The 13,108-nt window shown below is 71.9% G+C and carries 12 protein-coding genes; 2 read left to right on the plus strand and 10 right to left on the minus strand.

Translation table 11 applies throughout. From position 1 onward, the window contains the following. Positions 1 to 115 precede the first annotated feature (115 nt). From ACIQVT_RS01070 to hemA, 5 genes are all read right to left on the minus strand, one after another. A complete protein-coding gene (locus ACIQVT_RS01070) occupies positions 116 to 424 on the minus strand; it encodes a hypothetical protein (RefSeq protein WP_403745684.1) in 309 nt (102 codons plus the stop codon). Between the two features lie 22 nt (positions 425 to 446). Continuing rightward, entirely contained in the window at positions 447 to 632 is a 186-nt protein-coding gene (locus tag ACIQVT_RS01075; protein ID WP_403747955.1) for a hypothetical protein, read from the minus strand. 75 nt (positions 633 to 707) lie between these two features. Next, positions 708 to 1,982: an acetyl-CoA hydrolase/transferase family protein gene (locus ACIQVT_RS01080; RefSeq protein WP_403745685.1), complete on the minus strand. Its 1,275-nt coding sequence runs from the start codon at positions 1,980 to 1,982 to the stop codon at positions 708 to 710. 451 nt (positions 1,983 to 2,433) lie between these two features. Continuing rightward, on the minus strand, positions 2,434 to 3,990 hold the full coding sequence (locus ACIQVT_RS01085) for a long-chain fatty acid--CoA ligase (RefSeq protein ID WP_403745686.1): 1,557 nt from the start codon (positions 3,988 to 3,990) through the stop codon (positions 2,434 to 2,436). Beyond that, entirely contained in the window at positions 3,987 to 5,228 is a 1,242-nt protein-coding gene (hemA, locus tag ACIQVT_RS01090; RefSeq protein WP_403745687.1) for a 5-aminolevulinate synthase, read from the minus strand. Before hemA ends, ACIQVT_RS01085 begins: the two co-directional genes overlap by 4 nt. A gap of 80 nt (positions 5,229 to 5,308) precedes the next feature. Here hemA and ACIQVT_RS01095 point away from each other — a divergent pair, with 80 nt between their 5' ends. Further along, positions 5,309 to 5,521: a hypothetical protein gene (locus ACIQVT_RS01095; protein WP_403745688.1), complete on the plus strand. Its 213-nt coding sequence runs from the start codon at positions 5,309 to 5,311 to the stop codon at positions 5,519 to 5,521. 89 nt (positions 5,522 to 5,610) lie between these two features. Here ACIQVT_RS01095 and ACIQVT_RS01100 read toward each other — a convergent pair whose 3' ends face one another. The 3 genes from ACIQVT_RS01100 to ACIQVT_RS01110 form a co-directional block, all read right to left on the minus strand. Beyond that, entirely contained in the window at positions 5,611 to 6,579 is a 969-nt protein-coding gene (locus tag ACIQVT_RS01100) for a zinc-binding dehydrogenase (protein WP_403745689.1), read from the minus strand. Between the two features lie 156 nt (positions 6,580 to 6,735). Next, on the minus strand, positions 6,736 to 7,869 hold the full coding sequence (locus ACIQVT_RS01105; protein WP_403747827.1) for an acyl-CoA dehydrogenase family protein: 1,134 nt from the start codon (positions 7,867 to 7,869) through the stop codon (positions 6,736 to 6,738). 173 nt (positions 7,870 to 8,042) lie between these two features. Further along, a complete protein-coding gene (locus ACIQVT_RS01110; protein ID WP_403745690.1) occupies positions 8,043 to 9,677 on the minus strand; it encodes an acyl-CoA carboxylase subunit beta in 1,635 nt (544 codons plus the stop codon). 231 nt (positions 9,678 to 9,908) lie between these two features. Between ACIQVT_RS01110 and ACIQVT_RS01115 the strand changes: the two genes are divergently transcribed. Continuing rightward, positions 9,909 to 10,700, plus strand: a complete 792-nt coding sequence (locus ACIQVT_RS01115; protein ID WP_403745691.1) for a putative protein N(5)-glutamine methyltransferase — start codon at positions 9,909 to 9,911, stop codon at positions 10,698 to 10,700. Positions 10,701 to 10,898: 198 nt separating this feature from the next. On the opposite strand, the gene ACIQVT_RS01120 is transcribed toward ACIQVT_RS01115, so the two are convergent. Continuing rightward, on the minus strand, positions 10,899 to 12,185 hold the full coding sequence (locus ACIQVT_RS01120; RefSeq protein ID WP_403745693.1) for a condensation domain-containing protein: 1,287 nt from the start codon (positions 12,183 to 12,185) through the stop codon (positions 10,899 to 10,901). An 85-nt stretch (positions 12,186 to 12,270) separates the two neighbouring features. Beyond that, complete coding sequence (locus tag ACIQVT_RS01125) at positions 12,271 to 13,089, minus strand: arylamine N-acetyltransferase (protein WP_403745694.1); 819 nt, start codon at positions 13,087 to 13,089, stop codon at positions 12,271 to 12,273. Positions 13,090 to 13,108 lie beyond the last annotated feature (19 nt).

Raw genomic sequence — 13,108 nt, forward strand, 5'->3', positions numbered from 1 at the left:
GAGGGCGGCGCAGTGCGGGCGGGGCGGGAGTGGGTGTCGACGATGTCGCGGGGCATGGTGCGTTCTGTGGCGAGGCGGGCCCGGGCGAGGATCTGTTCCCTTCGAGATGCGGCGGTCACAGGCTGTCGTCGAGGAAGCGGGTCGCGTGGCGTTCATCGGACAGGACGGTGGCCAGTGGAAGGCCCAGGAGTTGGGAGACGTCCTCGGCGGCCATGCCGCGCCGGGCGCGCAGCACCATGACGTCGAGCTGGTTGTGGGGCAGCCGGCCCATCGCCTTGAACAAGGCGATGGGCTCGGCGATCCGTTCCGCGGCCTCGTCCTCATCGGTGAGTGATCGCAGGGCGACCGTGTCGAACGCGGCGGCGCTGAACTCGGGGCGGCCGTCGATGTGCGGGGTGCGGGTCATGACCGCGGTGCGCAGCACGGTGAAGGCGTAGCGCAGGGCGTCACGGCTGGCGAGGGCCTGGTCCCACGACAGCCAGAGCTGTTCGACGGCCGGCTTTCACCGACACGCACGCCGGCGCGGACAGGAACCAGCCCGCTTCGGCGTGGGCGCGGTGGAAGAGGCGGGAGGCGAGGACGTTGCCCTGGCCGGCGGCGGCCATCGCGGTGTCGTCCAGGACGATGTGCACGATGTTCGTTGCCCGCTCGCCAGGGTCCGGCGCCGTCCCCGCTGCCGAAGCGGAGGCCGGCGATCGCCGCTCTCCTCAGCCCTGACGCGCTCTCCTCGCGTTCGCGAGGACCGCCTCTGCCGAGCGGTCGAGTTCCACCCGGTTCTCGGGCGCGGCGAGCGCGATCATGCGCTCGACGCGTTGGCTCAGCGACAGTCCCCGCAGGTCGGCGGAGCCGTACTCGGTGACCACTACGCCCGCGTCGCTGCGCGGCGTGCTCACCGGGCCGCTGAGTCCGGCGACGATCCGGCTGGCCGACCCTGCTCGCGAGGGCAGCATGACCACGGGCACCCCGCCCTCGGAGCGGGACGCGCCCCGCAGGAAGTCGACCGCGCCGCCCACGGCCCCCACATAGCGGCCTTCGGCCACTTCGGCGTTGACCTGGCCGGTGAGGTCCACCTCGACGGCGGAGTTCAGGGCCACGAACCGGTGCTGCGCGGCCAGCACCGCCGGGTGATGGGTGTAGCTGGTGGCGCGCAGTTCCACCCGGGGGTTGCGGTGGACGTGCTCGAACAGACGGCGGGTGCCCAGGAGCATGCCGCCCACCGTCCTGCCGCGGTCGACCGACTTTCGTTCGCCGGTGACGACGCCGCCCTCGATCAGCGGAACCAGTCCGTCCGGCAGCAGGCCGGAATGGACGCCGAGATGCCGGCGGTCGTGCAGTTCGCCGAGTACGGCCTCGGTGAGGGCACCGACGCCGAACTGCAAGGTCGCCCCGTCCTCGATCAGGGCGGCGACGTTCGCCGCGATCGCCTGGTGAACGGGTTTCGGGCTGGTCGGCGGGCTTTCCGCCGGAGGGTACCGGGCGGGGACCACGGCTGCCAGGTCATCGGCGGTCAGCGTGGGGCCGCCGTGGGTCCAGGGGACGTCCCGGTGGAGCTCACCGATCACGGTGCGGGCCGTGGCGAGCGCGTCCGCCAGATATTCGCGCGCGAGGCCCAGGCTATAGCGCCCGGTGCTGTCGGGGGGCGAGAGTTGCACCAGTACCACGTCAGCCCTGATGACGCCGTCCCGGATCAGGTCGGGGAAGGAGGAGTAGTGCGCGGGCACGATGTCCAGGGCGCCGGCGGAGATCAGGTCGGCGTTCGCGCCCGCACCGGTGTACGAGTGGAGCGTCAACCATCGGGTGTTCTCCCGAGACAGCGTCCGGGCCACCGGTATGCCGACGAACGCCTTGAGGTCCGTCGCCGGCCGCTGCCGCAGCAGATGCTCGACGAGCGTGCGGGGCTCGGCGCACGCCTGGGCCCACATCACGCCGTCGCCGTCACGCACGTACCGCGTGAGGTCCAGGTCCTCCACCGATCCGAGCATGGGCGCTCCCATCACCGCGGAACCTCAGGGCGGAGCGGGTCGAGCGCGATGACGAGTTCCCGGATCTCGCCGGCGCCCGCACCGAGCCGGTACGGGCGGGAGCCGCGGACCGTACGCACCACCGTCCTGCTCCCCGTCCGGCCGATGCCCCGCGGTCCGCGACACCCCGAACCGTCCCGCCACGGAACGGCCCGGCGGACCAGGAGCCGGCCCACCGGGTCCTCGCCCGTGTCGCAGGCGTCGGCTGCCGCACGAATACGGGCCGCCCGGTTCGCGCCCCGGCGGGCGTCGTCCGGGAGGGGCCCGGTCGGGCGGGACGAGCGGGTGGACGCGGCGCGGGCTCGCCGACGCACGGCTTCGTCGACCGCTCGGCGCTCCACCTGCGACCGCGGCGTGGCCATGGCACCCCGGGCCACACTCGCCGCGGTCGGGGCACCGGACACCGCCCTGCTCAAGAAGTGACCCGTGCGGTGTCCGACGCGCGGAGCCGCGCGTCCAGCTCCCGCTTGAGCACCTTGCCGCTCGGGCCCAGCGGCAGTTCCCGGGCGAACTCGATCCGGCGCGGGCACTTGTAGCCCGCCAGACGCTCACGGCACCATGCCACCAGGTCGGCCGCCGACTCGTCGTCCGGCGCGAACCCGTCCCGGACCACGACGACCGCGCACACGTCCTCGCCCTGCCGGACATCGGGTACGCCGACGACTGCAGCCTGTTCGACGGAGGGATGCCGCAGCAGGACCTCCTCGACCTCCCTCGGATAGACGTTGTATCCGCCGCGCAGGATGACGTCCTTCTTCCGGTCCACGACGGACAGGTATCCGTCCGCGGCGAGCACGCCCAGGTCGCCGGAGCGGAACCAACCGTCGACCAGGACCGCCGCGGTCGCCGCGGGCAGCCCGAGATAGCCGGCCATCACGTTGTGGCCGCGGATCACGATCTCCCCGATCTCGCCCGCTCCCAGCAGCTCGACGGTTCCCTCTACGTCGGCGCGGGCGACCGCCACTTCCACGCCGGTGACCGGCAGGCCCACGGTGCCGGGACGGCAGGGGACGCCGGGCTGGTTGTAGGCGACGACCGGTGAGGTCTCGGTCAGGCCGTAGCCCTCGTACACCTCGCATCCGAGGGTCTGCCGCACCTGTTCCAGGACCGGCACGGGAAGGGCCGAGCCGCCGCTGTAGGCGCGCCGCAGCGTGGGCGGAGCAGGGGTGCCGGCCGCCACCGTCTCCAGCAGTGCGTGGTACATCGTCGGCACGCCCATGAAGACGGTGCAGCCGTACCGGGCCATCAGCTCCAGCGCGGGCGCCGCGTGGAACCTGCGCATCAGCACGAGCGTCGCGCCGGCCGAGAAGCAGGTGCCCATGACGCAGGTCTGCCCGAAGGTGTGGGACAGCGGCAGGCACCCGAGCAGCACGTCGTCCGACCGGACGGCGAACGGGGATACGGCGCTCACCTCGATGTTCGTGACGATGTTGCGGTGTGTGAGCATCGCCCCCTTGGGGCGGCCGGTCGTGCCGGAGGTGTAGAGGATCGCGGCGATGTCCTCGGGGTCGACGGCGACGAGGTCCGCGAGCGCGGGGCCGGAGTCCGGGGCGTCGAGCCTTACGGCTGTGGGGTGTTCACCCGCGACGGTGAAGAGCGCGGTCCCGGTGGCGGTGGCCGCCGGGGCGCCCTGCTCCAGTGCGGACGCGTCGCAGACGAGGGCCCGCGCGCCGCTGTCCCGCAACACGAATTCGATCTCTTCCGTGCGCAGTTGCGTGTTCAGCGGGACCACGGTCGCACCCAGTGCGAGTACTCCGTAGTAAGCGGCGGGAAAGTCGGTGGTGTTGGGTATCAGCACGGCGATCCGGTCGCCCTGTCCGATGCCGTGGCGCCGCAGGGTGCCGGCCGCATCGCGGACCCGCTGCCACAGTCGGCCGTAGGTGACCGCGGTCGAGTCCCAGATCAGAGCCGGACGGTCCGGACATCGTGCCGCCGTGTCGGCGAGCACGGCGGCGAGGGAGCGGGTCACGCCGCCTCCTCCCCGGCCGCGTCCCGCCGGTCGGAGGCCGTCCGGAGCTCCAGGTCGCGCCAGATCCCCGCCAGGGCCTCGGCGAACTTCTGCACGTCCGCCGGGGTGTGCGCCGCCGAGGGCGCGATGCGCAGCAGTTCCTCTCCGAGGCGCACGCTGGGCGAGTTGATGGCCTGGACATAGATGCCGTGCCGTTCGAGCAGCAGATTCGAAGCCTGCTTGCACAGAGCGTCGTCACCGACCAGCGCGGAGACGATGTGCGAGTCCGCGGACAGGTACGGGATGTCGGCGTCGTCCAGCAGCCGGTGCAACAGCCCGGCGTTCCGCGCCAGTCGGTCCCGCTCGGCGTCGGACGTCCGCAGATGGCGTACGGCGGCCAGGGCGCCGGCGGCGATGGCGGGCGGCAGGGAGGTGGTGAAGACGAACGCGCGGGAGAACGTGCGGACGGTGTCGACCACGTCGGCGGGCCCGGTGATGTAGCCGCCCGCCGTGCCCAGCGCCTTGGCGAGGGTGCCCATGACGATGTCGAACCGGTCGGTGATGCCCTCGCGTGCCGCGATGCCCGCTCCCTGGGGGCCGTACATGCCGATCGCATGCACCTCGTCGAGGAAGGTGGTGGCGCCGTAGCGGTCCGCGAGGTCGGCGATCTCGGCCAGGGGGGCCACGTCCCCGGACATCGAGTAGACCGACTCCAGCACGATCAGCTTGGGCGCGTCGGGGTCGGTGTCCGCGAGGAGTTCGGCCAGGTGGCCGACGTCGTTGTGGCGGAAGATGCGCTTGCGGGCACCGCTGCGCCGCAGCCCGTCGATGATCGAGGCGTGGTTCCGCTCGTCCGAGAAGACCACGGTGCCCTCGGGCCGGCCGGCGATCACCGCCAGCGCCCCGTCGTTCGCGGTGTAGCCGGAGGTGAACAGCAGCGCCGCGTCCTTGCCGTGCCAGTCGGCCAGTTCACGCTCCAGCTCCACGTGGCGGTGGTTGGTGCCGCCGATGTTGCGCGAGCCGCCGGAGCCGGCCCCGAAGCGGGCCACGGCATCGTGCACGGCGGCCAGGACCAGCGGGTGCTGGCCCATGCTGAGGTAGTCGTTGCTGCACCAGACGCTCACCTCGCTCTCCGACGCGTCGGTCCGGGCGACGGCACGGGGGAAATTCCCCGCGCACCGGCCGATCTCCAGGAAGGTGCGGGTGCGGCGCTGCTCCTCGGAGACGCCGTGGGTGAAGTACTCGAGATGCGTGGGCATGCTGCGTCCTTTGCGGGTGAAGAGGTGCGCGACGAACAGATGTGGGGGAAGTCGGGCGGGCGCGGCGCCGCGAGGAGTCCGTGTACGTCGAGCCCTTCGCCGCCGACGGCAACGGCAACGGCAACGGCAACGGCAACGGCAACGGCAACGGCACAGACGGAACCGGGTACGGCGACGGTCCACCGACGCAGTCACCGCAGGCAGGTGGGCCCGACGGGTCGGGCCACGGGGGGCACGGCGGCACCGCCCGACCGGCAGCCGCCCAGCTGCCCGCATCCGGTCCGGCATCGTGACGATCACGGCCGCGTTCCCCGCCGCGCCGGGCGGTGCCGGGCGTGATCGGGGCGCCCGGGAGGTACCGCCCGGGCGCCGCGCCCGCGCCTTACGGCCAGCTCAGTACGAGGTTGCCCCGGACGTCCCCGTCCAGCAGGCGTTTGAACGCCGCTCGCGCGTCCTGTGGCGGCATCACGTCGTCGACGAGGGGCCGGATGCCCGTGGTGCGCATGAGCGCCAGCATCCGCGCGTACTCGTCCCGTGTGCCGCTGAACGATCCGACGATGTTGATCTGGTGGAAGTAGACCCGGTGCAGCCGGGCCGGCGACACGTCGCCGGAGGTGGCGCCGGCGACGACGATCGTGCCACCGGTGCGCACGCTGTGCAACGAGTGCGTCCACGTCGCCCGGCCCACGCTGTCGATGACGGCGTCCACCTGTTCGGGCAGTTGCGCCCTGGGCTCCAGCACCTCGTGGGCGCCGAGGCGCCTGGCCAGCTCTCGCTTCTCGGCGGTGCGGCTGGTGGCGTACACGCGGAGTCCGCCGGCCGCCCCCAGCGCGATCAGCGCGGTGGAGAGTCCGCCGGCGGCGCCCTGCACGAGGACCGAATCGCCGGGTCGCAGAGCGGCCTTGGTGAACAGCATGCGGTACGCCGGCAGCCAGGAGCAGATCAGGCAGGCCGCCTCTTCCCAGGTCAGCTGGTCCGGGACCGGCAGCAGGCTGGCCGCGGGCACCGCGATGTACTCGGCCATCGTGCCCGGCCGGGCGCCGACGAGCTGCGCGGCCGGCAGGATCAGGGTCTCGTCCGTAGTACCCGGCGGGGACTCCAGTACGGGATAGAGCGCCACGCGCCGGCCGTCGGGGTCCTCCCCCGCCGCCTCGCAGCCGAGGATCCGCGGATACTTGTCGTGATTCAGGCCGACACCCCGCAGGGTCCACAGATCCTTGTGGTTGAGGGAGACGGACCTGACCCGCACCCGCAGCCACCCGTCGGGCACCTCGGGATCGGGGCGCTCACCGACGGTCAGGGCGGCCAGCGGGTCCTCGGCGTCAGGGCGTGCCGCGTAGACAGCCTTCACCGTCCCGCCCTCCCACCCCGGCTCATGTCCCGCGGGCGATGACCCGTGGCTCGAAGATGTGGTGGGATGTCGTGACGCCGCATGGCAGCTCCTCGTCGTACGAGAGTTTCGGGTGTCGCGCGCCGCCCGGTGGCAGAGTCGCGCCGCTCGGGACCGTCAGCGGAATGCCTGAAAGCCGGTGACCGCCCGGCCGATACTGAGGGTGTGGACCTCTTCGGTCCCCTCGACGGTGAGCACCGCCTCCAGGTTGGACATGTGCCGCATCACCGGGTATTCGAGGGTGATGCCGTTGGCGCCGAGGATGCTGCGGGCCGTGCGGGCGACCTCCGTCGCGGCGCGCACGTTGGCGAGCTTGCCCAGGCTGAGCTGCGTGGGCACCAGCCGGCCGGCCTCCTTCAGCCGGGCCAGCCGCAGCGCGGTCATCTGGGCGTGCGTGAGGTCCACCACCATGTCCGCGAGCTTGCGCTGAGAGAGCTGGAAGGAAGCGAGGGACCGGCCGAACTGCTCTCGGCCGACGGCGTAGTCGAGGGCGCTGGCGTAGCAGGTGCGGGCGGCGCCGACCACGCCCCAGATGATGCCGAAGCGGGCCTCGTTCAGGCACGAGAGCGCCGACTTCAGGGCGTGCGCCCCGGGAAGGGCGGCCGAAGCGGGGACCCGCACCCCGTCCAGGGTGAGCCCGGCGGTGTTGGACGCCCGCAGAGCGAGCTTGCGGGTGATCTCCTGGGCGGCGAAGCCCGGCGTGTCGGTGGGCACGAGGAAGGCGCGTACCCCGTCTTCCGTGTGTGCCCAGATCACCGCGACGTCCGCGAGCGCGCCGTTGTTGATCCACGCCTTGGTGCCGTTCAGTACCCAGTCGTCGCCGTCGCGACGGGCGAACGTACGCATCGAGCCCGGGTCGGAACCCGACTCCGGTTCGGTCAGGCCGAAACAACCGAGTACCTCGCCCGCAGCCATGCGGGGCAGCCATTCCTGCCTCTGTTCCGCACTGCCCCAGCGGTGGATGGCGCACATGGCGAGGCAGCCCTGCACGGACACGAAACTGCGCAGTCCGGAGTCCACCGCTTCCAGTTCGCGGCATGCGACGCCGTAGGCGGTGGCCGAGAGACCGGCGCAGCCGTAGCCTTCCAGCTGCATGCCGAGCAGGCCGAGCGCGCCGAGTTCCTTGGCGATCGAGCGGGGCAACTCCGCGCGTTCGTACCAGTCGGCGACATGGGGCAGCAGTTCGGTCGTCGCGTAGGCCCGCACGGTGTCGCGCGTGGCCCGCTCGGTGGCGTCCAGTTCGTCGTCCATGGCCAGGAAGTCATGGGGGTCGGGTGTCCGTGTCTTCACTGGCTCGCAGTGCTCGACGCTTTCGGGGAGAGTCACGTGCTTCCGCCCTCTTCGATCCGTCAACTGTCCGGTCTCGGTCCGCTGTGCTTCCGGTCGTGCCGTCGCGTCCCCGCCCCGGGGGGCGGGTCCCCCGCTCAGAGCGGGATGTTCCCGTGCCTGCGGGGTGGCCCCTCCGCGCGTTTGGTCGCCAGCAGCCGCAGCGCCCACCCGACCTGTGCGCGGGTCTGCGACGGCTGGATGACCGCGTCGACGTAACCGCGGTCGGCCGCGGCGTAGGGCGTGGCCCGATCCTCGTACTCCCGCACCAACTGATCGCGGCGCTGGACGAGTGCGTCGCCGTCCAGCCGCGCCAGTTCCCTGCGGTAGAGGATCCCGACGGCTCCCGCCGCGCCCGTCACGGCGATCTGGGCGGTCGGCCAGGACAGGTTGACGTCGGCGCCGAGGTGCTTGGAGCCCATGGCGCCGTAGGCACCTCCGTACGCCTTCCGCGTGATCACCGTGATCTTGGGGACGACCGCCTCGGCATACGCGTAGATCAGCTTGGCGCCCCGCCGGATGATCCCGTCCCACTCCTGGTCGACGCCGGGCAGGAAACCCGGCACGTCCACGAACGTCAGGACGGGCACGTTGAACGCGTCGCAGGTGCGCACGAAGCGTGCCGCCTTCTCCGAGGCGTCGATGTCCAGGCAACCCGCCACGTGCATGGGCTGGTTGGCGACGACCCCGACGCTGCGCCCGTCCACCCGGCCGAAGCCGACGACGACGTTCGGTGCGAACAACCTCTGCACCTCGAGGAACTCACCGTCGTCGAGCACCCGGGTGATGACCTCGGACATGTCGTAGGCCTGGTGCGGCGAGTCCGGGACGATCGTGTCGAGTTCGAGGTCCGTGGCCGTGGGCCCGTCGGCACTCGAACCCGACGGCTCCGGCGGGGAGAAGACCGGCGGCACGGAGAGGTTGTTGCTCGGCAGGTAGCTGAGGAGGTCCTTGACGTAGGCCAGGCCGTCGTCCTCGTCGGAGGCCAGGTAGTGGGCCACCCCCGACCGGGTGTTGTGCGGGCGGCCACCGCCGAGCGTCTCGAAGTCGACCTCCTCGCCGGTGACGGTCCTGATGACCTCGGGCCCGGTGATGAACATATGGCTGGTCCGGTCGATCATGACGGTGAAGTCGGTGAGCGCCGGCGAATACACCGCGCCCCCCGCGCACGCGCCCATGATCAGCGAGATTTGCGGAACGACGCCGGAACAACGCACGTTGCGGTAGAAGATCTCGCCGTAGCGGCCGAGCGTGCCCACGCCCTCCTGGATGCGCGCGCCCCCTCCGTCATTGATGCCGACCAGCGGGCAGCCGACCCGGGCCGCCAGGTCCATCAGCTTGACGATCTTGTCGCCGTGCACCTCACCGAGCGTTCCGCCGAACACGGTGGCGTCCTGGCTGTAGACGGCCACCGGCCGGCCGTCGATCGTGCCGGTGCCGGTGACGACGCCGTCCCCCATGACGTGCCGCGCCTCGGTGCCGGCGGTCGGCGTGTGCCGGGCCAGCGCGTCGAGTTCGACGAAGGAACCGGGGTCGAGCAGGGCGTCGATGCGTTCGCGCGCCGTCTGTCGTCCCTTCGCGCGCTGGCGCTCCACGCCGGCCGCGCCGCCGGCGCACATCGCGGTGTCGATCCGCTGCTGGAGGTCGGCCAGCTTGCCCGCCGTCGTGCGCGGGGTGGAGGTGTCGGGGGCGGTGACGGTGGAGACCCCCGCGGGACCGGTGGCCGTACTCATGATCGCCCGACCGCCCGCCGGCGTGCGGTCCTCGGAGCCGCGGACCTGCGGCCGGCGCCGACTTCCCTGGTCACAAAGTCCATCGACCTCTCCTGCTAAGCTGGCTGAACTCTTCGCTGGTCACCGTAAGTTGATATCCCGCACGCCACATCCCCCGGTCTGACGGCACGTGACGCATTCGCGGCCGGCGGATCGGCGCGGCCGGCCGGGGTGCTTCCTCGAAAGGCTTCGATGTCGATCACTCCCACTGATGAGGTGCTGTCGCACACGGTGGCCACCCTGCGAGGTGCCGGATGCGTGTTCGCGGAGGAGGAGGCTGCGCTGCTCCTCGACGCCGCCGCGACACCCGCCGAGCTGGACGGGCTGGTGCACCGCCGTGTGGTCGGCGAACCGCTCGAAGTCATCCTCGGCTGGGCCGAGTTCTGCGGCCTGCGGATCCGGGTGGACGCCGGGGTGTTCGTCCCGCGTCAGCGCACCCGGTTCCTGGTCGACCTGGCGGTGGCTTCGGCCCGGCCGGGCTCGGTCGTCGTCGATCTGTGCTGTGGAACCGGAGCGATCGGCGCCGCCGTCGCCGCGCGGGTCCCCGGGATCGAGCTGTCGTGCGCCGACATCGACCCGACCGCGGTCCGCTGCGCCCGGCTGAACGTGGGCCCCGACGCCCCCGTGTACGAGGGCGATCTGTACGACGCGCTGCCCGGATCGCTGCGCGGCCGCGTGGACGTCCTGGTCGTCAACGCCCCTTACGTGCCGACGGACGAGATCGCGATGATGCCGCCCGAGGCACGCGACCACGAGCCGAGGTACACGCTCGACGGGGGCGCCGACGGTGTCGAGCAACACCGCCGGGTCGCCGCCGGAGCACTCGCGTGGCTGACTCCGGGCGGCAGGCTGCTGATCGAGACCAGCGAGGACCAGGCCCCGCTCACCGCGCGGGCGATGGCCGACCACGGCCTCGTCCCGGACGTGTCCACGAACGACGAGATGTACTGCACGGTCGTCGTCGGAACACGCGCGGGCGCCTAGGGTCTTTCGTTCGGGTCATGCCGGGCCGGGTCAGGGAGCGGGCCCGATCCGAACGAAAGACCCTGGGCGGACATCCCCCCGGCAGTCGTCGTGCGCCGTCGATGTGGCATCTCCGCCGCCGGGCAGCCGTCGCACCGGCACCGCCGGAAGCTTCACGGATTCGCGGCGCGGGACACCGGGGAGGTGTCCCGCGGCTCCTCACCCGGCCGGGATCGGCGCCTGGTCGGCGAACTCCCTCAGCGTCGACCGGACATGGTCGTGGACCGCGTCCATCTGTTCCTCCGTGAAGCACTCCGTGCTGTAGGGCATCTCGATACGGAAGCGGTCACGGACCGTCATCAGCACGGCGAGCACCGGGCCGTGCTGGAGGAACGACGGCGCCTTGCTGGACACCGCGAACCCTCGCATGTCGACTATCTCCAGTCCGGGCGGGGACGGCGGGAGGGTGACGCGTCCGATGTTGGTCATCACCACGCTCGCCGCCAGCAGGTGCGGGGTGGCCAGCAGCCGGTCCAGCGACTGGAGTTCCAGGGCGGGGTCGCCGCGGCCGACCGCTGCGCCGAGGCCGGTGGCGAGCCGGCGCCCGAGCGCGACGAGGTCGGCCCCCGCCGGTACGTCGACCAGATCCTGGTACCACGAGGCCGCGGGGACCATCACCTCACGGCTCAGCTCGGGCTCCACCCGCTCGCGCAGGTCCACCGTGGAGACGCAGGCCAGCCGGTGGTCCGCGTACTCCGCCGGAAGGCCGGAACGCACGGCCGCGAGAACCGCCGCGCCGACCAGCCCGTGTACCGACACACCCGTGCTCCTGGCGAAAGCCAGGAGATCCGCGGTCTCGGAGACGTCCAGCTGGAGCCGGCGCGACTGGGTCCGGCCCTGCTGGGGCGCCACCTCGCCGGACCGGGCCGCGAGGTACGGGAGAGCGCCGACCGTGGCGCCTTCGGCCCGGTCGAGCCGCGCTTGGACGTAGGCGGCCACTTCGGCCTCGGTGGCGGGTGCGAGGCGGTCGTCGATCGCCGCCGGCCAGTCCTCGCGGACGGGCCGGTCGACCGGGTGCGTGCCCGCCTCGATGTCGGCGTAGTACTGCCACAGGCGCACGCACAAGGCGGTGGCGCTGCGGCCGTCACAGATCGCGTGGTCGGTCCCGAGGACGAGCGTGTCCTCGTCCTCGCCGGTCAGCAGCACCGCGCGGACCAGCGGGCCGCCCAGCGGCAGCGGCGTGTTCCACTCCCGCACCAGGGCGTCCGGGCCGTCGGCACGCACCACCAGGCGCGGCAGCTCGTCAGGCTTCATCGGGCTGAGGAAACTGCCCTCGGCGTCCTGTTCAAGGCGGCTGCGCAGCGACGGGTGGTCGGCCAGCACCGCGGCGAACGCCGCGCCGAGCGCGTCGGGGTCGACGCCGCCGCGCACCGTGATCGTGCGCACGGCCTGGGTTCTCATCTCCCCGGCGTACAGGTTCTCCGAGCGGGATAGGTTGCGACGCATGTCCATCCTGTTCTGTCGACGGTGATGAGGGTGACGAGACGGGCGGTGTGCGCCGCGTCGAGCGAGGGGAACGAGGCGGCGTGGTTCAGGCGAGCGTGCCGCCGAGGATCCCGTCGCGCACCGCACGCAGTTCCTCGTCGTCGGTGACGGTCCGGGACCTCTCGATACCGGCCCGCACCGTCAGCAGGCGTCGGCCCTTGAGCACCACCTGTCCGTCGGCGACGGCCCGGCTGTGGAGCTGTGGCGCGCTCTCCTGGGTCACAGCTGCCAGCTTCACGTTCGCCAGGTCCTGGAAGGCGTACCACTCGGCCGGCTCACGAACCTCGGGAGTGAAGCGGAAGACCACACTCCAACGCCCCAGCCTCGGCCTGCGCTGTAGGAGCAGGCCGTCGCCGTCCTCGACGAGGCGGTACCGGCAGCCGTACTGCACCTGCTCGCGCCCGTCGGTGGCACCGTCGAGCCGCAGGGGTTCGAGGAACGACGGTCCGGCGTAGCCCACGTCGACGAGCCAGCGCACTCCGTCGACGCGGGCCACCATCAGCATGTGCTCGACATCGACGCCGTACTCCGCCTCCCCCTCGGCCGTGGTACCGGCGATCAGGTCGACGTCGTATCCCAGGTCGCGCAGCAGGCGCAGGAACAGCCGGGTCATCTGGACGCAGCCGCCGCCGTGGCCGGCGGCGACGACGGCGTCGAAGGTGGCGTTCTGGTCGAAGTCGACCAGATCCACCACCTCGCCGCCGGCGGTCGGCACGGCCAGGGATCCGGTGCTGCTGAACGGCACGGTTTCCATGTGCCGCTTGTGCAGCCGGACGAGGGTGGTCAGGTCGGGCGCGGGACGCCCGGCCCGTTCGCTGTCGTGGCCCAGGCGCCGCAAGTAGATGTCGGTGTCGAACACGGTCACTGCCTCTCTGCTGCGGGGA

This window comes from Streptomyces sp. NPDC100445 (assembly GCF_044759735.1).
Lineage (GTDB): Bacteria > Actinomycetota > Actinomycetes > Streptomycetales > Streptomycetaceae > Streptomyces.